Source organism: Allohahella sp. A8 (assembly GCF_047946665.1).
Classification (GTDB): domain Bacteria; phylum Pseudomonadota; class Gammaproteobacteria; order Pseudomonadales; family Oleiphilaceae; genus Allohahella.
In genome coordinates this window covers 3,558,257-3,581,111 of record NZ_CP172312.1, presented here as the reverse complement: position 1 = coordinate 3,581,111, position 22,855 = coordinate 3,558,257, and the positions used below count along the sequence as shown (strand labels likewise).

The window sequence follows — 22,855 nt, the reverse complement described above, 5'->3', positions numbered from 1 at the left end:
AGTTATCACCCAGTTGGTCGTTAGTATGTGGTCAGTCATGAATTCCAGAACGCTGTTCAGATCCACGGTCTTGGCTTGTCTATACACCGGTCTCGTAGCCTGTAGCTCGCCCGAGGAAAAGTCGCGTGCGTTCCTTGAGAAAGGTGAATCGCATCTGGCGAGTGGGGATCTGTCCGCAGCGAGTGTTGAATACCGCAATGCACTGGAATATGACAAGAGCAATACTGATGCCCTGTTCGGCATTGCCAAAGTGCTGGAGGCTCAGGCCAAGTGGCCGGAACTTTACCGGACGCTGAAGCGTGTGGTGGCAGAAGACCCGGAAAACACCGAAGCTCGAGCGCGCTATGCACGGCTGCTGCTCGCTGCTGGCCAGCTTGATGAGGCGCTCGAGCAGACGGAAATTCTTGCCAAGGCCTTACCGGAAGATCCAGATACGCTGGTCATGCGGGCAGGGGCGCTGTTCAAGGTCGGCGATGAAGCAGGTGGCCAGGCGGTGATAGACAAGGCGATTCAACTCAATCCTGACAACAGCGACGCACTACTGCTATTGGCCACTCGAAAAATGGCAGATGGTGAGGCCCAGGCTGCGCTCGAACTGCTGGAGCGGGGTGTCAAACAGTCGCCAAAATCGCTGAGTATGCAGCTGATGAAGGTGCAGGCCCTCAACGAGCTCAAAGACTACAAATCCGCCATCGGTGTCTTTCAGCAGCTGGTAGATTTTTATCCCGACAATACCGAACTGGCCAAGACACTGGCTCGACAGTACATGATCGCGGGACGTAGAGACGACGCGGCCACGGCATTGAAGGCACACGCCGATAGCCAGCTAAGTCCAACAGCTGTTCTGGCCTATGTCGAGTTCGTCCTCGGCGTCGAATCTGGGGAGGCTGCTGCCAAGGTGCTCGAGTCTTATGTTCCCAGGGTCGAAGCAGGACATGAGCTGGCTTTTGCCTTGGCTGATCTGCATATCCGAAATGATGAGCCGGAGCTGGCCAAGCAGCTCATGGTCGAGCTGGCACAAGAAGAGGGAGACAAGGCCATCGGGCTGAAGGCGAAGAACCAGCTGATCGCGTTGGCCTATATGAACAAGGATATCGAGACGGCGAAGAAGCTCGTCGAAGAGGTTCTGGTTGCCGATCCGAAGAACGCGGCGGCACTCACTCATCGTGCCCGTAACCTGCTTATTGAAAACGATGCTGAAAGTGCCATTCGCGAACTGCGCGCTGCACAGCGGATAGAGCCGAAATCAAGCGAAATTCTGCTGTTGCTGGCGAAGGCCCATCGGCAGCAGGGAGACAACGCGCTGGCTGCTGACTACTATGGACAGGCTGTGGACGCTGGTAAGGGGAATGCCAGCGCGGCGGTACAGGCAGATCTCGTCGGCGAGTATGCTTCGTTCATGGTGTCACAGAAGAACTTCCAGCAGGCGGATGCGCTGGTTTCCCCGTACGTGGGTGACGACGCCACTTCGGTCAAACTGCTGCAGCTCGCTGCACAGATCAAGTTGTCGACTGGCCAGTGGAGCGAGGCGCAGCGACTGGCCGACCGTATGCACCAGCTGGGCGAGGGCGACGCCACTGTCGAGCAGATTCGGGGCACTGCGCTCATGGAGCAGGCGCAGTTTGACGCTGGAATCGACAGTTTCAAACAGGCTCAGGCGGCTGCACCGGAAGGCATCCGGCCAATGGCCGCTCTTGTTGGAGCCTACGTAAAAGCTGACAAGCGGGCGGAAGCAGAGGCCTTCCTCAGCGATGTTTTGAGGACCGACCCCAAGAATGTCTATGCGCACATTCTGCAAGGCTCGCTTTTCGCTCACTACGGTGAGGTGGATGCTGCACTCAAGAGCTATGAAAAAGCTCGCGAGGCAGCGCCTAAGCAGGTAGAAGGCTACCTGGAGGGCGTCAATCTGCTCATAGGTCTGCAGCGCTTCGACGAAGCTGAATCGCTTGCTCGCGTTGGTATGGAAACGGTGGAAGACCGCCTGGCCCTGTCACTGGCGCTAGGGCAGTTGCTCGAAATGCAGCGTCGACCGGACGAAGCCGCAACGGTATACGCCAGCATGCTGGAAACGAACCCGGAGCTGGACGTGGTCGCCAACAATCTGGCGTCCATATTGTCCGCCAGCGGCAGACCAGAGGATCTTGAGCGTGCTGCCAAACTGGCAGAACGCTTCAGAACCTCAAAGATCCCGCATTTCCAGGACACGCTTGGATGGATCTATTACAAGCAGAACAAACTGGCTGATGCCAAGTATCTGCTGGAGCAGGCCTCTGAGGCCTTCGGCGATCATCCTGAAGTGAACTACCACCTCGGCATGGTGCTGGTGGCGCAGAACCGCTTCAGTCGTGCACGCGAACTTCTGCAGACAGCTGCAGCTTCCGAAGTCGATTTTGTTGGGCGCCAGGAAGCGCGAGACGCGTTGGCAAAGCTTTAGACACAAGGATTCAGAAGTACTGAAAAGACGTTGGATAACCAAGGTCCAGGAATCGCAAATAGGTGCAGGGAGATATGGAACTCGCGAAACAGTACACAGGCGGCTTGATTAAGCCTTACTCGTCCGGCTTCGCTTTATTGTCCAGATCGTTGGATTCAGCAATTATTTTTGCTGCAGCTTTATTCAGCGGTTATTTGTTGGAAGGATATTTTAGCAGCGAATTTATCATTGTTGGCTTGATCGGCGGGCTCTGCCATCAGATCCTTGCCGAATTCACTGATATATATCGTTCATGGCGCTCAGAGTCACTATGGGCAGAGGCAAGACGAATACTCGCCTGCTGGACCCTTGGCTTCAGCATCATATTCGTAACCGGCCATATGTTCACGCAGATCGCCGCCATTCTGACCTGGCCGTCCAGCGCACGCTGGTTCTTCCTGGTGCTGTTCTTTCTGCTTGGCTGGCGGGCTGTCGTGCGAACGGTGCTGCGACAGTTGAGGACGCGAGGCTTCAACACCCGAACGGTTGCTGTTGTAGGCAGCGGCTCCCTGGCCTCTCAAGTCGCGAGTAACATTCAGTCGGCAACCTGGTTTGGCTATCGCAATCTCGGCTTCTTCGATGATCGCTGCGACGGGCGGACGGCGGTGGAAAGTGCGTGGCCAGCCAATACTGAATTCGCTCAGCACGCCAAGGACCTGAGCGGATCCTTTGAAGATGTAGTATCGATGGCCGAACAGCGCCAGGTGGATACGATCTTCATTGCGCTTCCCATGCGCGCAGAGGAGCGCATCAAGGCGCTGTTGCAGCGGCTCGAGAATTCGACTGCCACGGTATACGTCGTTCCGGATCTCTTCGTGTTTCAGCTGTTACATGCCAAGAGCATCAACCTCAATGGCATTCCTGCGGTCGGCCTGATTGGCGAGCCGCACGGGGGCGTGGACGGCGTAGTCAAGCGTATCGAAGATATCGTGCTCGGTTCGTTGATGCTTGCCGTAGCCGCCATTCCCATGTTGCTGATAGCGCTACTGGTCAAGCTCACATCGCGCGGCCCGGTCATCTTCAAACAGACCCGCTATGGGCTCGACGGACAGCTGATCAAGGTTCGCAAGTTCAGGACGATGACCGTCTGTGAGGATGGTGCCACTGTTCAGCAAGCGAGCCGGAACGACGTTCGGGTAACCCCTCTTGGCCGTTTCCTAAGAAAGACATCTCTCGACGAGCTGCCCCAACTGTTGAACGTGCTTGGCGGTTCGATGTCGATTGTCGGACCACGACCCCATGCCGTAGCCCATAACGAATCCTACCGCTCCCTCATACCGCGTTACATGTTGCGTCACAAGATCAAGCCCGGCATCACTGGGTGGGCCCAGGTAAACGGTTGGCGTGGCGAAACCGACACGTTGGACAAGATGCAGAAACGCATAGAGTACGACCTGCAGTACCTGAACCACTGGACCATCTGGTGGGACGTCCAGATTATTCTCCGGACCGTCGTTCACGGCTTTATCGGCAAGAACGCCTACTGATCGATTTCTGTGGTGGAGGAATGAGCCTGGCCCAACACTGCGACCGGGTGCGCTGGCCATCACGCGAAGCCGCAAGATCAAAATTCATTTGCAGCGCCGAGGCTTAGGACTTTGGAGTTGGTTCAGGTCGTAGTCACGCGAAGGCCGTCCTATTGCAGGAATATTTCAGCTATCGAGACGGTAATTTCGGTATTCACAGCTCGGGCGTAAAGAATGAACCGTTCAATTTCAGTCTTGTCGAGCTTGCGTCGTGAAGGCGTCTGCGTCCAGAGCTGCTCAGGCAATACCAGTTCATGGAAGCCTTCCTCAAGCTCGTACGACTTGTTCATGCGGTTGATGTAGGCTTCACCGCCCTCTCGGATATACCAGAGGTCATCGAGTCGCACCCCAATTTGCGCTGGTGCGGACAAGTGCAGGCGAATCGTCAGCGTCTTGTAGTTGCTCCAATCTGCTGGCATGGTCAGCATGATGGCATTGCGCCAGCCCTTGCCTTGCGGGCTAGACTTCAGTGGTAGCTGAAGCCAGCCTCGCTGCTTCGCCCAGTCCGGTCGGTCGTAAGTCGCACGCTCATCGAGCTTGAGCTCATCTGTGATCCCCAGATTACTGCCACGCCATCGGGTCAGCGTGCTCCAGTCATCAAAGTTGTCGATGACCGGGAACATCTGCCAACTACGCAGGAAAATCCATGTTTCGGTCAGTAGCGGTTTGAGCCCGGTCAGCAGCACGCCCAGCAGGATCAGCATGAGGGCAGCCTTCTGCATGTGCGAGCGCGCACGAACGAGCAGAACCACAACGCTCCCGGCGATCACCCCGTACAGGGTGAGCAGAATGTCATCCAGGGTTGCCGAGCGCCCAAGCCCCAGCTGCGCCAGTTCGATGGCCACCGCGAGTGTCATGACCACAGCAGCACAGAGAAGCAGCCGCCGAGGCAGAGAAAGAATGCGTGTTCGTAACGAGCCGATAAAAGCCGGTATGACCAGCAATGGCCAGAAGAAGTGCCCCGAGTTCCAGGCCGCCTTGAAAATCTCAGGGTCGTGCGCAGATAGCCTGATGCCAGGAATCAACATGAGCACGATGAGAAAAAACAGCAGCCAGTGGCGCGGTTTGAGCTCAGCGAACAGGGCCAAAAGGGCTTGCGGTTTAAGCATCAGCTGGGATAATGAGCGGTCTTTTCAGTTGTGGCGCAGGAATGAGTCCTGCAGCTTAGCGTCAGGGAGCAGTTGAATGAAAATCCTGGTAACAGGGGGCGCTGGATTCATCGGTTCCGCAGTCGTCCGTCACTATATCGAGAACACTGCGCACAGCATAGTCAATATAGACAAGCTGACTTACGCTGCCAACCTCCAATCACTCAAGTCCGTCAGCGACAGTGATCGGTATAGCTTCCACCAAATCGACATCTGCGACCAGGCGGCCGTGACAGCTGTGTTCGCCGCCGAAGCGCCAGATGCCATCATGCATCTGGCTGCCGAGTCCCATGTGGATCGTTCGATCGACGGTGCCGCCGAATTTATCCAGACCAATATCGTCGGCACCTTCGTGCTGCTCGAAGCCGCTCGTGCATACTGGCAGACCCTTGGCGAGGCGCAACGCGCCAACTTCCGCTTTCATCATGTTTCTACTGATGAAGTGTACGGCGACCTCGAAGGCACAGATGATCTGTTCACCGAAACAACACCCTACGAGCCAAGTTCGCCATATTCAGCATCCAAGGCCAGCTCCGATCACCTGGTTCGCGCGTGGCAACGCACGTATGGCCTGCCCGTCGTCATCACCAACTGCTCGAACAACTATGGCCCTTACCATTTCCCCGAGAAGCTGATTCCGCTCACGATTCTCAATGCGCTGCATGGGCAGCTGCTGCCGGTGTATGGTAAGGGCGAACAGATTCGCGACTGGCTCTACGTCGAGGATCATGCCCGCGCGCTGGCTACAGTGCTGAGCGAAGGCAAGACCGGCGAAACCTATAATATTGGCGGTCATAACGAGCAGAAGAATATCGATGTCGTGAAGCGGATCTGCTCACTGCTCGAAGAGCTGTCTCCGGCTGCTGACAATCCGGCGATGGTCGAGGCAGACAAAGTCAGCTACGAATCGCTCATCACTTATGTGACAGACCGCCCAGGCCATGACGCCCGCTACGCCATCGACGCCAGCAAGATCGACCGCGAGCTCGGCTGGCATCCGGCCGAGACCTTCGATTCTGGTCTGCGCAAGACCGTGCAGTGGTATCTCGACAACCGCTGGTGGTGGTCGCCGATCCGCGCTGCGAAATACGCAGGCGAGCGGATCGGTCTCAAACTTTAACCGGCCACCGGGGCCAGGGAAAAAGAATATGAAAGGCATAGTGTTAGCTGGTGGTTCGGGCACGCGTCTGCATCCCATTACCAAGGGCGTATCGAAGCAGTTACTGCCAATATACGATAAGCCGATGGTGTATTACCCCATTTCAGTGCTCATGCTGGCGGGTATCAGGGAGATCCTGATTATCTCCACGCCGACAGACCTGCCGTTCTTCAAGCGCCTGCTGGGCGATGGCTCCGACATTGGGGTCGAATTTTCCTATACCGAGCAGCCTTCGCCAGACGGACTCGCGCAAGCTTTCATACTTGGTGAAGAGTTTATCGGCAGCGACAGTGTGTGCCTTGTGCTTGGCGACAATATCTATTACGGCGAACACTTCTCGCGCAAGCTTCAGCGCGCTGTGGAGAATGCGGACAAAGGCGAGTGCGCTACTGTGTTCGGCTACTGGGTCAAGGACCCGGAACGGTTTGGCGTTGTAGAGTTCGACCAGAACGGCAAGGCGCTCAGTATCGAGGAAAAACCTGCTGAACCGAAGTCCGATTACGCGGTCACCGGCTTGTATTTCTACGATAACTCGGTGGTCGAAATTGCGAAGAACGTGAAGCCCTCTGAGCGTGGTGAGCTGGAGATTACTTCTGTCAATAATGCCTATCTGCAGCAAGGCCGCTTGTCAGTGGAGAAGCTGGGCCGCGGCTTCGCCTGGCTCGATACGGGCACCCACGACAGCTTGCTCGAGGCCAGCCAGTTCGTGCAGACCATCGAGCACCGTCAGGGCTTGAAGATCGCTTGTCTCGAAGAGATTGCCTTCCATAACGACTGGATCGATGTAGGTCAGCTCAGCGTAATGGCTGACGCGCAGAAGAAGACGGGGTACGGCCAGTACCTCGAGCGGCTGGTGCGCTCAGCCAACCGCAAGGCCGGGCACGGAACGCCTTCCCCCAACTAACAATGGACAGTCTATGAAAGTACTGGAAACCCGCCTGCCTGGCGTTCTCATCATCGAGCCCAAGGTTTTCGGCGACGAGCGTGGCTTCTTTGTCGAGACCTTTCAGCAGTCGCGCTATGCCGACATGCTGAATACCGATCTCAGTTTCGTTCAGGATAACTTTTCCCGCTCGCAGCGCGGTGTACTGCGGGGGCTGCACTTTCAGGTCAGCAAGCCGCAGGGCAAACTTGTGAGCTGTTCGAGAGGTCAGGTCTTTGATGTCGCAGCTGATATCGATCCTGACTCCGAAACCTTTGGCCAGTACGTCGGCGTCATGCTGGATGATAAGGATCATCGTCAGCTCTGGGTGCCACCCGGCTACGCACACGGCTTCTGTGTGGTCAGCGACACGGCAGACTTCAAGTACAAGTGCACTGACTACTACGACCCGACTGATGAAGGCGGCATCATCTGGAATGATGAGACGCTCAACATCGACTGGCCCGAGATAGGTGCGCCCAGACTCTCAGACAAGGACCTGAAGCTGCCGACGCTTATTGAATACGCTGAGGGTAAGAGGTCATGACCATTCTTCTTGCCGGTGCCAACGGTCAGGTCGGTCGCGAGATCAGCGAACGGGCCACGAAATTCGGGCTCGAAGTTGTCGGTTTCGATGCGCAGGGCATGGACATCACTGATCTTGAAGCGATCCGCCGCCAGGCAGCGGCCTGCCAGCCAAAGGTGATTATCAATGCCGCTGCCTATACCGCGGTCGATAAAGCCGAGTCCGAGCGCGACCTTGCTTTCGCAATCAACTGCGATGGCGCCTCCAACCTTGCCCGAGTCTCCGCCGAGCGCAATATCCCGCTGCTGCACATTTCCACTGACTATGTGTTCGACGGCGAGAAGGACGGTGACTACATCGAGAGCGATGTACCGAATCCAGTCTCCGTGTACGGCGAAAGCAAATACGCCGGTGAGCTTGCTGTAGCCGGCCATTGCGAGCAAACCGTAATCCTGAGGGTGAGCTGGGTATTTGGACAGTATGGCCACAATTTTGTTAAGACCATGCTGCGCCTGGGTGCCGAGCGAGATGAACTGAATGTTGTAAACGACCAGTATGGTGCGCCAACGCCGGCGACCAGCATCGCCGATACTCTGCTGGGCATGGCCGAGAAGATGATCAAACGGCCAGACGAACTTACGATTGATGATTGGGGGCTATTCCACTTGCCGTCCGACCCCGGCGTGACCTGGTACGAGTTCGCTGCAGAAATTTTTGAACAGGCCGAGAAGGTCGGCGTGATAGAGCAAAAGCCAAAGATCAATCCAGTCGGGTCTGAAGCGTATCCTACGCCTGTGAAGCGGCCGAGGAACAGTAGGCTCGGCACCATCCGTGGCACGACAGCTATCGAATGGCGTCCTGAGCTCCAAAGAATGCTTGTTAAGGGGAACTGAATAGTTCCCTCGAGATGACGCTTCCAACGCTACTGGTAACAGTCTTACTCTGCGCAGCGCTGATCCTCAGCAAGCGTCGGGCAGTCCTGCCTATTTTTATCGTCGGCATGTGTTTTGTGCCGTCGGATCAGGCCATAGTGATAGCTGGTCTGGATTTCAAGACGCTTCGAATCTTTGCTTTCGCAGGCATGCTGCGCCTTGTCTTGAGAAATGAACTATCCGTACGAGCAAACAAGCAGGATTTCATATTTTCGATGTGGAACTTGTACGGATTTTTTGCCTACGTCGCTCTCTGGGCGAGTTCCAGCGCCCTGTTCTACCAGCTTGGCGTTCTGGTTGATTACGCTTTCATCTACATGGTATTCAGAAACTATCTGCGGTCAATGCGAGATGTTCAGTTATGCTTTGAGTGGCTGGTCTATTGCACGATAGCACTCACTCCGTTTGTTATTTATGAGCATACTCAGAACATAAATCCCTTTTATATATTCGGGCGTGATGAAACATCCTTCAGGGAAGGCAGAGTGCGCTGCAGCGCAGCGTTCAGTCACGCTATTCTATTAGGATCATTTTCTGCCTCGATCCTTCCTTTAGCATTGGCACTGAAGAGTTCTGCCAGATCAATCTCTCGTAGAATCGCCATGAGTCTGGGCATTGTCTGCTCTATTTATTTGACGATTGCATCAGCCTCAAGTGGACCGATAATCGCATTGGCAGCCGGATTGTTTCTCTATCTTCTCTTCAAGCAAAGGAAATACCTGGGGCTTACCACACTCTCGATGGTTGGACTTGCTGTAGTCCTTCATCTGGTGATGGATAAGCCAGTGTGGCATCTGATAAGCAGGATAGATATTGCTGGTGGATCAACCGGGTATCATCGGTATTTCCTCATCGATAGAACCATAGCGAATTTCTCTGAATGGGCTCTGATCGGCGTGAAGGGCGTTGCGCATTGGGGTGTTCACGCCGGGGACGTCACATCGATGTACATCTATCAGGCGGTTACGGGAGGACTCGCGACTTTTGCTCTTTTCGTGTGGCTCATGATCAGGACAGTCCACACGATCTGGCGTTGCTCACTGAATTTCCCGACACATGGCTCGAGGATCTTTGCATGGGCCGCGGTTTGTTTTGCGATGACCCATGCTGTGTCGTTCATGTCTGTCGCTTATTTTGGACAGATATCCATGTTAATCATGTTTCTGTTTGCGTTTGGAGCAGCATTGAAAGACAAGAGATTTATAGCCGCTTCTTTTAGTGGAAACGATATCAATCGAGATAAATAGATGTCTGATGCCTACAGGACTTCAACGGGTGCACCTTTAATTTCTGTGCTCATGGCTGCCTACAACACAGAACAATACATAGCTGATGCGATCATCAGCATCCTGCAGCAGAGCTATCAGAACTTTGAGTTGTTAATCGGAGATGATGGCAGTACAGATGGCACGTACGAGGTGGCGTCTAAATTCGACGATCCTAGAGTAAGCGTATTCCGTTTCAAAAACTCTGGTAAAGCTCAGGTGTTGCAATGGCTGATAGCCGAGGCAAACGGTGAATTAATGGCAATCCAGGACTCCGATGACACCTCTGATCCTCAGCGATTGTCTGAGCAAGCGGCAATGTTTGCGTGCAACCCTGAGCTGGGGATGGCTATGACTGGAAACGCGCTGATCATCGACAATCAAGTCGTGGCACCTCGCGGCTACGATAAGTGCTCAGAGCGTTGTCGAAGTGATATCAATGCGTTTCGCATGCCAGCGCACGATCCGACCATGATGTTCTCACGACGGGTCTTGTCGACAGCTGAATTCGATCCAAACCTGAGGGTGGGGATCGGTCTCGATTTTGTCTTCAAGGTCGGAGAGCGCTACGACATAATCACGACCAGTAAGCCGCTTTATAATTATCGCATTCACTCTGAATCTCTGACGAAAAAACGGTCTGACATCAAAGCTCAACAGCTATATAAAATACATGCTTCAGCTCGCGTGCGAAGGAATCTCCCGCCGCAAGCACAGAGCGATTTCGATAAACAATATCTATGGCAGTTAAGGGACAAGCACAACAACCTGTCTGGGCACCTTACCGACAGTGCGTTTTTATTGGTTGCAGACGGCAGGCGTTTCGCGAGCCTGAGAGTGGCCCTGCTCTCCCTGCGTTATGCAATGCGCGGCGTGGCCTATTTGAAACCTGTTGTGTACGCCTTGCTGCCATTGGAGATATCGAAAAATTTCCGTAGAACCGCATGAAGCCGTAGGGTCGGTAGTAAAGCGCCGACTTCAGGTCGGATCTTGTGAAATAGTGATGTTTGCCGGCGGTAATGGTGGCGAATCGGTAGTCCCCTCCGTACCGTTATCGGGCTTGTTGAAGCGGTAGCTCTCCCACATAGCCTTCACAAATGACTGGATGGCGTTCACGGCGTCTGACGAATAAGCTTTTTGCTTGCCATAATATCTATCGGCGTAATCAAAGAAAGGCTTCCAGTTCCACTCGTCCTCCAGGCCCATCAGCTGAGCGGCCAAAGCATGACCTATCATTGCTGGACTGGCCACATGCCTATACTGAGCATCCCAATGTTTGTTATCCCTTTCCGGCTCATTTTTATGTCGTATGCCCCATTCGGCAAGCCCAATATCACTCGTTGAGTAGGTTGAAACCACAGAGCTGGAGACATCGCGCGAATCTGGATTCCAGGAACGCCCCTGGGTCAGAATGACGGCATTCTTATCGACATAGAATGTTTGCTGGTCCTCCTGGAAGATAAAGGCCTTTTCTTTGTTGGCATAATCCAACAGAGCTGTATCATTCAGGACCGCCCCGGCCAACAGTAGGGGTAGCTTGTTGCCTATATTGTGGCCCCCATCAGCATGAAAGTCAGCGCCGCCATACTTTGCTGCCCCATAAATATCTATGCCTGCCTGCACCAGGCTGATGAGTAGCTTTTCCTTATCCTGTATAGAGTAGTCAAGTTGCAGGGATAAAACCGCATCCGAAACCATGTGGGCAATTTCTCGGCCATAGTTGCCGGCCCTTGAACCGTCCCGCCAGGGATGATTGGATGAGGCGCGAAAATACCGGTTAGTCCAGGAGTCTGATTTCACAATCCATGGGTAATCGAATTGTCGCTCGAGATTCTGCAAGTCAGGGAAACTGGCGCTGGCGGAAGGCTTTGGAAGAGAGCGCAGAACTGAAAAATCAAGATTATTCTTATTCCAGTTCGTGTTACCTCTTCGTCCGATGTAGGGCGGTCGGAAAGCCCCTGCTTGCGGCTTACTTGAGACAACGGTAAGTATCTGCAACTGTTCTAACTGCGGGTCGTCGCCTGCCGCAGGTGCGAAATTGCTGATAGCAGTAAGTAAAGTGTCACCGGCCTTCAGAGTTAAGGGCAGCCTTTTTCCTACATTCAAACTGTCCTCGTACTCATTAAACCTCAGTCTACTGTCCAGGCCATGTTTGCGGTCAATATCAGGATTGATCATGGAGCCATTTATTGAAGCACTCCCGTTATACCGTGCCCCCGGCGTTATTTTCTGGACCACTACAGGTCCGATTACCCACGGATCACCGTTGGCATAGACACCAGTCTCTGCGTTCGTACTGAAATACCAGGTAACGTCACCTCTGGAAACCGAGTTCGCAGCCAGTGCTGGTAGTGAGATGACAACGCTAAGAAACAGAGCCCACGTTTTCTTCAAGTTTATTGGTCGAAACATATACACACTCTCTTGTTCGTTTGTACTTCAACACTTGGCAATCGTTTAACTCGCCTGGGGCAGTACCCATCAATATCGCTCTACCTGTCAGTAGTCAACTCTGCTACCAAGGCATGGCCCCAGCGCCTCATCGTCATCTACTTCGAGGGTATGTGCAGCTCCATCAAGGTGCTGAATTCACTTTCAATACCTTTGCTATCGACCGTCGTCAGCACGAAATGGTGCTCACCACTATCGAGCGCCGTAAAATCATAGCGACGCTCATGTGTAGGGACTTCGATCACTTCTTCTTTTCCACTGTCGACCGCCACGTGGTAGATCTGATAATGCGAAACATCACCGCTACTGAGCGCCTGACCGTTTTCACGTCGGGACGGTGCACTCCACTCCAGTGTGGCGGCACGATTGACTGTCACTGACAGGTCTGCGGGCCTGCTCACTACAGATGATGTGCCTTGGGTGATGACGACGTCATATCGTCCTGATTGATCAGACGTCACGCCACTCAGACTAAGGTGTGACCTCACAGCATTGGGGATCGCGACGCCATTCTTTCGCCATTGATAGTTTACGGCGCTCGTCGTATTGACACTGACGTTGAAGGTCACGGAGGACCCAGAGAAAACGGATTGAGATACTGGTTGCAACGAGATAGCGACGCCTCCAGTTCCAGTTCCAGTTCCAGTTCCAGCACCGCCCTCAGCACCGTCAGTGTTCGCGGCGCGGAAAGTCCAACCTTGTGATGAACTTCCGCCTGCGCCAACTACGATCGCGTTGCCGGCAGCCAGACCGAGTACCCGCTTATCGTAACGGTTGATCAGGTTCCAGCCTCCGTCATTTTCCAGAAGAGTCCACTGCTGCCACGGCGCGCCAAAATAGCTGTAAAGGTGGATGTTGTTGGCGGTGTTCCTGTCTGCATCGAGAACCAGGCCAGAGTCGAGATGACGGACGACGTAAATACCCTGGCCAACAGTCTGCAGTACCCACTTCGAAGATGGGTCCATACTGGTCGAACCGAAAACATTGGCCTTGAGTGCAGCTTTGCTGACGGTGAGCTGCCGCGAAGTGCTCCGATCAGTGATGAAGATTGGCTGATTGAGCAGCAGGCTTGGTGCAGAGGCTTTCTCGTTGACAACAACTTCAGCACTCGTGCTATGAGATGCGCCTTGGTTATCTGTGACCGTTAGCTTTACCGGGAACGTGCCCGCGCTGTCAAACTGCAGGCGTAGTGTCTGCTGCGATGTGACACTGCCCCGAGCATCCCATCGGTAGGCAGTGATGTAACCGTCGGCATCGCTAGAGCCAGACGCGTCGAGCGTCAGTTCACAAGGTGCAGTGCAATTGAGGGCGCCACTTTTCAGCTCGAGGCTGGCAATGGGCTTACTATTCGGCGCCGGTGCTTCATAAGGGCCAATGAGCCAGGTTTGGGACGCATCATTCCTTGCAGATTTGAGCTCAACATTCCCGGCAGCTGTTGCGGAGGCGGTCAATGCCTTGCCATCACGGCGAGACGTAACCAGGTAGCCGCCGGCCACAGGGCTGATTTTCCACTGCTGCCATGGGGCGTGGAAATACTTGTAGAGGTGAGCGTTGCCCATGATGCTCTGGTCGTAATCGAGCGCCAGGCCTGATGCTTCGTCAAAAATGATAAAGTAGCCATCACCGGTCGGCCGGATCATCCAGTTTTTCTGGTCCGCCGCTTCCGCTTCGATTGCCGCGACGTTGCCTTTCAGCACGTGCGTTTCGGGCCCCATGAACTTCTGCGACTGCAGGTTTCTGATCGTGACTGACTGATCGGAGAGTGTAAACTCAGCGGCAGGTGCCGTTACAACCACGACGGTGGTGCTTGTAGCTGATGCACCCTGGTCATCCTTTACTGTCAGCTTGACCGTGTATGAACCAGCATTATCAAATTGATGAATGATATCCGAGGTGTGGTAGGAGCGGTTGTCTATGACCCAGTTAAAACTCGCTATATATCCGTCGCTGTCGGATGACGCGTCGGCATTGAAAAACATTTGACAGGGCGCAGCACAGCTCGCACCAGTGCCGTCAATGACGGCTGTAGGCGAGTCATTCAGAACGCTCGAGGGGTCGACCAGCTGCCACAACTGCGCAGTGCTGGAGGTATTCAGTCTGGCGACTTCGATGTTCGCTTGAGCGGTGTTATCTCGAGCCTGAAGAATCTTGCCGTCGTACCGCGAGACAAGACGCAGCTGCTCTCCAACACTCACAATCTTCCACTGCTGCCATCTGTAGCCTTTGTAAGGATACAGATGAGCATTGCCCCTGATTCGCTGATCGTAATCCAGAGCGAGTCCTGACGAATCTTCAAGCACTTTATAGTAGCCGCTGCCAATTGGCTCAAGGCGCCACTTTTGCCGGTTGAGCGAGGCGGATAGTGTCGACTGCGTCACATTACTCTTGACAGAGGCGCCGGAAGCTGTAATAAATGCGCTATTGGCTTGACTGCCACGTATAAGGTAAGTGCCAGAATAATCTGTAGCATGTGCTAAGCCGCTGCACAGGATTAGGGCTGTCAGTAGCGCTTGCAGGACGGAATTTAACCCGTCTGCACGGGCTGATTTCAATAAGCTAGCTTTCATACGGTCCACTTTTGGCGAAAGTTGGTATTACGCCCACGGTGCATGCTGAGCATGTTGTCATCAGGGAGTCACGATCGCGGCTTTGAAAGTCGGCCGCGCGTTGCTCTTAGTCATTGCTGAATCTGAGGGCACGCTACCGTTCGTTTTCCAGTATTACTCAGTGGCAGCCGTAGTGGCTGTTGGCTTCCTGTTAAGGAAACGTATCGCTGAGTTGCTCCAGCCTTCTATCGCAGTAATCTCCCTGCCCCGCAATTTGAACAACTATCTAAACTTGCAGAGGTTATTGGTAAGCGCTCTAGCGCTTCGGCGCATGCACATTCGTTAACAAAGGCGGACTACGCTTTGTTAAAGCTCGGACAATTCGATTTTCTTTGTGATGAAGTAGGCAATCGGGAAGGGGAATTTCTACGCAGTAGAGGCTGGCTTTCCTCGAATCGAATCGATTCTACGCCAGTTCTGTAAGCGAACGGCGTTTCCAACTTCACAGCGCACTATCGATGGTGCGGCTGCTCTGAAGGTTGCTTCCCTTGTGGTTCTGTCCCTTCCGTGTTGCAAGCAAACCTGTTGTTACTACCTATTCACAACTTCATAGTAACCTGCCATGGCCCGGGCTTGCATAGGCCAGACGTCTTAGATTTACCCTCTCCGAATAACGCATCTAAATGTCTGATGTCGATATCCTTTACATGTTTCACGCTGGCTCATCGACTGATTCGGCCGAATGGCCTAGTATTTCTGGTCAATACGCTGTTGGCGCCATTCCTGCATAACCACAAAAAACCTAGATTTTTCAGGATATTAAAATCGTCAATAGATCGTTTTTTCAACAATTTGCTGTCGATATATGCCGAAATCTGAAAAGTCAGTGACGTAGTTCACAAGCTGCTTCCACAAGAGAGCGGCCAAGTATTTGTCAATGGAATGAGATTCATGGCGGCGTCAGTTAATTTATCATTTTCTTCGGCTCGGACTCTTCGGTCACTGCTACTCATTCTCTCAGTGCTGTGCTTGCCGCACGCTATCGCAGCGCCGGCCCCGCCACCAAATTTCGCTGTCGAGCAGGTGCTTTCCGAGATTTCCCAGCCTATTTCGATGCGCTTCCTGCCCGACGGCAGGCTGCTGCTGCTGCAAAAGAAAGGCGGTGTACTCATCGCAGCGGTGGACAGCGTGCCAGGCTCCTACGCGCAGTATTTCGACCTCTCCAGTCCGCAGCATCCAGATGGACTGAATGCGGAACAGGAGCGTGGGTTGCTCGATATTGCCATTGATCCTGATTTCCCCAACGAACCCTACATCTACCTTCTGTATACCCCGGCCCAGGGCCCCAACGGCCCCAGGATGCGAGTCTCCAGATTCACCCATGTTGAAAATGCCGGAGATTTATCCAGCCGAGGCAGCATCGGTTCAGAACTCATTCTTTGGGAAGATTCTCAGGGGTACGACTCGTGCTGTCACTTTGGTGGCGGCCTCGACTTTGGTCCCGATGGCAATCTCTGGCTGTCGATAGGCGATCACTTTCAGGGGTCTTACGCGAATGACCTAAAGCGCGCAGGGGGCAAAATCCATCGATTTGCCAAGGACGGCTCGATACCCGCCGACAACCCCTACGTCGACGGTGCCGGCCCCAATATAGACTCCATATTCGCCTACGGCCTGAGGAATCCTTTCCGCTCTCGCTGGGATCTGCCGGGCAACCGGTATTACATTGCTGAGGTAGGGGGCAACACCCAAACCACAGCGTGGGAAGATTTGCATGTCATCGACTACGATCCAGATACGGGCCGATTCAAGGACGACGATTTTGGCTATATTGAAGACAACGGACGCTTCGACGGCATCAATTTCGGTTGGCCAACGGTGGAGGGTTTGCCGCCCTATACCGACTGGCCAGCGGCAGAAATCAGTGGGCGCGGCGCGCCACTTTTCGCTTACCGGCACAATAACAAAACTTCGGCTATAAACGGCGGGCTCGTTTATAGAGGCACTCAGTTCCCCGCCGAGTTTGATGGCGCCTACTTTTATGGCGACTCGACTCGCGATTTCATCAGATACATACGCCTGGATAGTGCTGGCAAGGTGATTCCGAATCCGTCACCAGGCCCCATCACTGTACAGAATCCGGATCCGGTCAGTTATCCCTTCGATTTGTCGAGTCTCGGTCGCATTGTTTCGCTGGAAGAGGGGCCGGATGGGGCGCTCTACTACATCAGTTTTACTGACTACCGGTTGGCGCCTTCAGATAATCCTTCTGTATTGGGGTCACTGCGGCGCTATGTGTATGAAGTGGATAATCCGCGTCCGACGATCGTCGAGTTTACCGCCACGCCGGCCTCCGGCGCATCACCGCTGGAAGTGACGCTCAACCTTGTCGCAAATGATAGCAATGGAGATACGCTAACCTACCGGATTGACTTCGGTGACGGGAGCTCGACCCAAAGCGCACCACTGCCTGCCAACACGCCCGTTTCTGAAACTCACGTCTTTCAGCAGGATGGCGTCTACACCGTCCGGGTCTTTGTGTCAGACGGCTCAAGAGAGTCAACTTCGAGTTCGGTCGTTCGTGCTGGCACCCCGCCATCAATCTCTTCGCTGACCGTTGAAAACAGTAGAGTAGGCGCCACCGACGCCTTCTTCAGATACGGCGACACGATGACTTTCAGTGCGACGGCCGAGGACGCAGAAGATGGTCAGCTGGGCGGCGCCAGTTTCTCGTGGAACATCTCCTTTGTCCGCCCGGGGAACATCCACCCTGCTCTGGGACCAGAATCCGATACGACTTCAGTAGAGTTCGCCATACCCTCCCAGGGGCAGGGCTTCAGTGGGCCGGTGTTTTACCGGGCGGAGCTGGTTGTAACCGACTCGAGTGGGCTCTCGACGAATTCGACCATCAACATCTATCCCGAAAAGGCGAACATCAATTTCGAAACGGACCCGTCAGGGATAGTCGTTCAGGTAAACGGGAATACCTCCGTCACAGCGCCCTTCACGCTCGATACGCTCGTCAATTGGGATCACACGATCACTGTTCCGGCGTCGAGATGCATCGATGGGGAGCTTTACGAGTTCCAGAGCTGGTCGAATGGCGTAACGACACCGCAACAGGTCCTGATCATGCCTGAGTCAGATATCAACCTGACTGCATCCTACGCCAGCACACAGGCCTGTGAGTCGATTCCGGAAAACGGGCTTGTCCTGCATCTGAATTCGGCAGGACTCTCTGCGCAGAATGGCCTCGTGGACTCATGGGGCGATCAGTCTGCAGCGCTCAACACGCTGATGCCGGTCGGCGGACCTACCCGGCTGGATGACGAGCTGGCGGGCTATCCCGTGGTACGTTTTGATGGTGTCGATGATGCCATGATGAATGCCGCCCCCGCCGGCCTGCCCGTCGGGAACGAGAACCGCACGGTTGTCATGTTGGCGAGGTACAACGAGGCAAGTCCTTCTCCTGGCTGGGTCGGCTTGGCGTATGGCAAGCCCGTCAACAACAAGACTTTTGGGCTGACCATGTCGTCAACCGGGAGTGTGGGCGTGCAGGGCTGGGGAAGCGCTCACGATACCCTGTCAAATCCTGCCCAGGACGTCGTGGGGCGCTGGGTTAGCCATGTTGCTGTTCTGAACAACAGCACGCTGAAGCAATATATCAATGGTGTCGCTTCAGGCATCTCAAACCGGATCTTCAATACGGAACTTGGCGTCATTCGTCTTGGTGAAGAAATAAACGGCCGACAGAACATCGAGATGGATGTCGCCGAACTCCTGGTTTACAACAGGGCTATCACTGCAAATGAACGTCATATCATTGCTGAACACTTTGAGAACAAGTATGGCGTTTCTCAGGTTATCAATCGAGCACCAGTGGCGACTATCAATAGCCCTATCGCTGGCAGTACGATCGACTTCGAGACCCTGCCTGTGGCACTTGTCGGGCAAGCCAGTGACTTTGAAGATGGCGATCTGTCCGATGCCTTGGTGTGGTCTTCATCGCTTGATGGGCAGCTCGGCTCCGGAAGTGAGCTGACAGTCTCCCTGAGCTCCGGTGTCCATATCCTGACTGCGACTGTGCAAGACAGCGAGGGGCTACCCACGACATCGTCAGTATCCGTTACTGTCACCGAAGATGATGACCTGCCTCCATCGCTTGGCATCTCGAGCCCCCAGAATGATCAGTTTTTCCAGGAGGGCACTGCCATCCTGTTCGAGGCGCAGGCCTCGGATGTTGAAGATGGCTCGCTGGATGAGCTGATTGAGTGGTCATCCGATATTGATGGTGTGCTTGGGACGGGTCCCTCCCTTACCGTGGCCACGCTCGCCGTTGGTATACATCGGATACAGGTGTCCGTGGCTGATTCTTCGGGTCAGCAGGCTGTTTCGACAATCCGGGTTTTCGTCAATCGCCAATACGAACCCATCGGGGAGCTGGAAAAAGACGGCTTGATCTTGCAGCTCGAATCCGATGCCAATATTTCTCTACTGTCCGGATCAACGGTGGCTGGTTGGCTGGATCAGTCTGGCCTTGGCAATGATCTGGAAGCGCTTGGCAATCCTGTACTGCTCCTCGATGCAACACCGAACGGTCAATCTGCGGTTCAGCTCGATGGTGTGGATGATCGCCTGGAGCGGATCAACGTGACCGATCCGCTGGGCGGTCTGCCTATGGCTAATGCCGATCGGACCATGTATATCGTCGCCCGCTTCAACGCACCGTCTCGATATGCCGGCGTCTCCTATGGTTCCGCGAGTAGTCGCCAGGCCTTTGGGTTGATCAACAACCCGAACGGCACGCTGGTTCTCCAGGGTTATGCATACGACAACACAACGGATGTTGATACCGTGGCGAAGGGCTGGGCTGTATTCGGGGTGGTTTACTCAGGTGGCATTGCCACAGTGTATGACAACGGCCTACCCGTGCTGCAAGTCCCTCGGGCATACAACACCACCCCGACCCGGTTACTGATTGGCCAGGAGATCGGGGGTAACGGCTACGCCGATATGGACATTGCTGCCGCACTGATTTACGACCGAGCGCTGAGCGGAGCGGAGCGCATCAGCGTCGACGAATTCCTGTACGCCAAATATATCAGCAGCGATCCTGATAACCAGGCGCCTTCACTGAATATAGCGTCGCCTGCGGCCGGGCAGACCTATCCGGAGTCCTCACCTATTGGCCTCCAGGCCACAGCCTTGGATGAAGAAGACGGAGACATTGGCGCCAGCATCGTATGGGAGTCCAGCATCGACGGCATTCTTGGGACAGGTGGCAGTCTCAGTGTCGTGCTGGCCGAAGGTGCTCACGACATCACGGCGACTGTGACCGATTCGAATGGTGCGGTGGGTTCGCAGACGGTATCCATCACCGTGAATCGGGGCGGAAACGCCAACGCCGCACCCATGATTTCAATCTTGACGCCTCTCGATTCGGCGACGGTCATAGAAGGTACGTCGGTAAATTTTGAAGGCGTCTCTACCGACGAAGAAGATGGCGATATCAGTGGGGATATCCAGTGGAGCTCCAGTTTGACAGGGGTGCTGGGCACAGGCGCTACCTTGACGGTGGCCGATCTTCCGCCCGGTGTTCAGATCATAACAGCCAGCATAGAAGACTCAGACGCGGCAAAGGCCTCGACCAGCATTTCGCTGGCGGTTCTGGGGGCCGACAGCGAGGGCCCAACGATCCGGATCTTGAGTCCGGCAAGCGGACAGAATTTCAAGGACGATGCCCTTATCACGTTCAGTGGCGAGGCTGCAGATAGCCAGGATGGCTCGCTGGATGCTTCAATCCAGTGGACTTCGGACATCGCTGGACCTCTAGGTTCCGGCCAGTCGGTAGCCAGTTCACTGCCAAGCGGTGTTCATACTATTCAGGCTTCGGTGACGGATTCAGATGGTAATCCTGCGTTCGTGAGCATTCAGCTCCTGGTCAGCCCCTCGTCGGATCCGGCGGGAGTTCTGGTGACTGATGGACTGGCGCTGCATTTGGAGTCGGATGCTGATCTGGCTCTGGACCCGTCGGGCAGCAGGATTACAGCCTGGCGCGATCAGTCAGTTTTCGGAAACCACCTGACAGCCTTCGGTGAGCCAGTGTTGTTGTTTGGTGAGACGCCGAGTGGCCAGCCAGCCGTTAGCCTTGACGGTGTCAACGATAAGCTCGAGAGATCGACTGCTATTGAACCCTTGACGGGTTTGCCGACAGGTAATAGCGATCGATCGATGTACATCGTGGCGCGATTCAATACTGATTCAAGTTATGCCGGGGTCGCCTACGGGAAGGCAGCACTGAACCAGACTTTCGGATTGGTCAACGACCCAGCGGGCAATGTGGTTCTGCAGGCTTACGGCGCCAGTTTTGACAGGGCTACAACGCTGAATGCCGTCGATTCTGGTTGGAGCATTTTCGAGGTTGTTCTGAAAAATGGAACAGCTTCAATATACCGAAACGGTGAGGCGGTGCTTGAGGTCCGTCGGACTTTCAACACAGTGCTTTCGAAGATCGTACTCGGTCAGGAGATCGGTGTGAACGACTTCGTCGGGCTCGATCTCGCGGCCGTTCTCATGTACGACCGGGCCTTGAACGAAGCCGAGCGCAGAGACGTCAATACTTTCCTGCTGTCCAAGTACCTGGGCGTGACGCCGGACAATCTGCCACCTGATGTCGCTATTACGTCCCCCGTGGCCGGCTCTACGCATGCAGTGGCCAACGCGATAGCGCTGAGCGCGACGGCGGTCGATCCAGAGGACGGTGATCTCGGCTGGGCTATCGTCTGGGAGTCGAGCATCGACGGTAATCTAGGCATCGGCAAAGACCTGAGTACCGCGCTTTCCCAGGGGGGGCATACTATCACGGCGACTGCGACGGATGCCGAGGGTTTATCCCGTTCGATGAGCGTCGCTATCGTTGTGAATGGCAGTGGATTGCCCAACGTGTCACCGGTGGTCAAGATTCTTTCTCCCGTCGATGAAACTACAGTGACCGCAGGCGACATGGTGACCTTCAGTGGAGAGTCCTTGGACGACGAAGACGGAGATCTGAGCGGCCAGCTCGTCTGGAGCTCTGACCAGAACGGTCCTCTCGGCACGGGAGCAATCCTTGCGCTTTCGAATCTCGTGCCCGGGATCCATACCATCACGGCTGTGTCTACCGACACGGCCTCGGCGAGTACCTCATCGCAGGTCTTGCTGACCGTCCTGCCTTCTTTAGCAGGGGCGCCGTTTGCGGCTGATCTGGTGTTCCGACTGGAGTCGGATAGCGGTGTCGTTCAAAACGGCGGAATCGTAGCTCGCTGGCTTGATTATTCGGGGCAGGGTAACCACCTCTCTGCTGCCAGTCCGCCAACCACAGGTGCAAATGTGACACCAGGCGGCCTGCCCTCGGTTTCTTTCGATGGCGTCGACGATAATCTGCAGCGCTTGGATGCGATCAACATGATCAATGGCTTGCCTGTGGGTAACTCGGATAGAACCATATTCATGTTGGTTCAGTATCGATCGCTCTCGGCATGGGCTGGTTTTGCCTACGGTTCACCGGTGGCTAACAAGGCGTTCGGGCTGGTCGCCAGATCGCCTGCAGGTGAGCTAGTGCTGCAGGCCTACGGTGCAAATGATGTTACCTCAAGTTTCTCTGGTCTGAGCTCGGGTTGGGCCATACAATCCGGATCCGTGGGAAATGGCACTGGACGCCTGTACCTGAATGGAGCGCTCCTGAAATCGTCGCCACGTAACTATGCCACCGTCAACAGCCGGATCTATCTCGGCGCTGAACTTGGTGGTCTCGGTTATGCCAACATGGATGTTGCAGCGGTACTGGTTTATGACCGGGTACTATCCGATAACGAGCGGTCAGAGGTTGAGCAGTATCTTACTAATAAATACCTTAACTGAATTTGACG

At 54.6% G+C, this 22,855-nt stretch carries 12 protein-coding genes; 9 read left to right on the top strand and 3 right to left on the bottom strand.

From position 1 onward, the window contains the following. Window positions 1–37: 37 nt before the first annotated feature. Window positions 38–2,434 (top strand): tetratricopeptide repeat protein, encoded by a 2,397-nt coding sequence (locus ACH3PB_RS15995; protein WP_416396436.1) that lies wholly within the window; start codon window positions 38–40, stop codon window positions 2,432–2,434. Between the two features lie 197 nt (window positions 2,435–2,631). Continuing rightward, window positions 2,632–3,960 (top strand): undecaprenyl-phosphate glucose phosphotransferase, encoded by a 1,329-nt coding sequence (locus tag ACH3PB_RS15990; RefSeq protein WP_416396435.1) that lies wholly within the window; start codon window positions 2,632–2,634, stop codon window positions 3,958–3,960. Between the two features lie 149 nt (window positions 3,961–4,109). Here ACH3PB_RS15990 and ACH3PB_RS15985 read toward each other — a convergent pair whose 3' ends face one another. Then, the gene (locus tag ACH3PB_RS15985) at window positions 4,110–5,087 is read right to left on the bottom strand and encodes a hypothetical protein (protein ID WP_416396434.1); all 978 of its coding nucleotides are present in this window, start codon (window positions 5,085–5,087) and stop codon (window positions 4,110–4,112) included. 97 nt (window positions 5,088–5,184) lie between these two features. Between ACH3PB_RS15985 and rfbB the strand changes: the two genes are divergently transcribed. Genes rfbB through ACH3PB_RS15955 form a run of 6 tightly spaced genes read left to right on the top strand, consistent with a single transcriptional unit; the run spans window position 5,185 to window position 10,899 of the window. Further along, complete coding sequence (gene rfbB, locus ACH3PB_RS15980; RefSeq protein ID WP_416396433.1) at window positions 5,185–6,267, top strand: dTDP-glucose 4,6-dehydratase; 1,083 nt, start codon at window positions 5,185–5,187, stop codon at window positions 6,265–6,267. A 28-nt stretch (window positions 6,268–6,295) separates the two neighbouring features. Next, on the top strand, window positions 6,296–7,210 hold the full coding sequence (gene rfbA / locus ACH3PB_RS15975) for a glucose-1-phosphate thymidylyltransferase RfbA (protein WP_416396432.1): 915 nt from the start codon (window positions 6,296–6,298) through the stop codon (window positions 7,208–7,210). Window positions 7,211–7,223: 13 nt separating this feature from the next. Further along, window positions 7,224–7,775 carry a dTDP-4-dehydrorhamnose 3,5-epimerase gene (gene rfbC / locus ACH3PB_RS15970; RefSeq protein WP_416396431.1) on the top strand — a complete coding sequence of 184 codons (552 nt, stop codon included), beginning with the start codon at window positions 7,224–7,226 and terminating at the stop codon, window positions 7,773–7,775. Then, window positions 7,772–8,647, top strand: a complete 876-nt coding sequence (gene rfbD, locus ACH3PB_RS15965; protein WP_416396430.1) for a dTDP-4-dehydrorhamnose reductase — start codon at window positions 7,772–7,774, stop codon at window positions 8,645–8,647. Before rfbC ends, rfbD begins: the two co-directional genes overlap by 4 nt. 14 nt (window positions 8,648–8,661) lie before the next feature. Further along, window positions 8,662–9,933, top strand: a complete 1,272-nt coding sequence (locus tag ACH3PB_RS15960) for an O-antigen ligase family protein (protein ID WP_416396429.1) — start codon at window positions 8,662–8,664, stop codon at window positions 9,931–9,933. Further along, entirely contained in the window at window positions 9,934–10,899 is a 966-nt protein-coding gene (locus tag ACH3PB_RS15955) for a glycosyltransferase family 2 protein (protein WP_416396428.1), read from the top strand. A gap of 30 nt (window positions 10,900–10,929) precedes the next feature. Here the strand turns inward: ACH3PB_RS15955 and ACH3PB_RS15950 are convergent, their stop codons facing one another. Further along, window positions 10,930–12,363, bottom strand: a complete 1,434-nt coding sequence (locus ACH3PB_RS15950; RefSeq protein ID WP_416396427.1) for a hypothetical protein — start codon at window positions 12,361–12,363, stop codon at window positions 10,930–10,932. 137 nt (window positions 12,364–12,500) lie between these two features. Next, on the bottom strand, window positions 12,501–14,780 hold the full coding sequence (locus tag ACH3PB_RS15945) for an RICIN domain-containing protein (protein WP_416396426.1): 2,280 nt from the start codon (window positions 14,778–14,780) through the stop codon (window positions 12,501–12,503). A gap of 1,119 nt (window positions 14,781–15,899) precedes the next feature. Between ACH3PB_RS15945 and ACH3PB_RS15940 the strand changes: the two genes are divergently transcribed. Then, window positions 15,900–22,847: a PQQ-dependent sugar dehydrogenase gene (locus ACH3PB_RS15940; RefSeq protein ID WP_416396425.1), complete on the top strand. Its 6,948-nt coding sequence runs from the start codon at window positions 15,900–15,902 to the stop codon at window positions 22,845–22,847. Window positions 22,848–22,855: the final 8 nt, after the last annotated feature.

Coding starts and splice junctions, on each gene's coding strand:
- rfbC (WP_416396431.1), top strand. CDS start 7,224: ATGAAAGTACTGGAAACCCGCCTGCCTGGCGTTCTCATCATCGAGCCC.
- ACH3PB_RS15960 (WP_416396429.1), top strand. CDS start 8,662: ATGACGCTTCCAACGCTACTGGTAACAGTCTTACTCTGCGCAGCGCTG.
- rfbD (WP_416396430.1), top strand. CDS start 7,772: ATGACCATTCTTCTTGCCGGTGCCAACGGTCAGGTCGGTCGCGAGATC.
- ACH3PB_RS15940 (WP_416396425.1), top strand. CDS start 15,900: ATGGCGGCGTCAGTTAATTTATCATTTTCTTCGGCTCGGACTCTTCGG.
- ACH3PB_RS15995 (WP_416396436.1), top strand. CDS start 38: ATGAATTCCAGAACGCTGTTCAGATCCACGGTCTTGGCTTGTCTATAC.
- rfbA (WP_416396432.1), top strand. CDS start 6,296: ATGAAAGGCATAGTGTTAGCTGGTGGTTCGGGCACGCGTCTGCATCCC.
- rfbB (WP_416396433.1), top strand. CDS start 5,185: ATGAAAATCCTGGTAACAGGGGGCGCTGGATTCATCGGTTCCGCAGTC.
- ACH3PB_RS15955 (WP_416396428.1), top strand. CDS start 9,934: ATGTCTGATGCCTACAGGACTTCAACGGGTGCACCTTTAATTTCTGTG.
- ACH3PB_RS15950 (WP_416396427.1), bottom strand. CDS start 12,363: ATGTTTCGACCAATAAACTTGAAGAAAACGTGGGCTCTGTTTCTTAGC.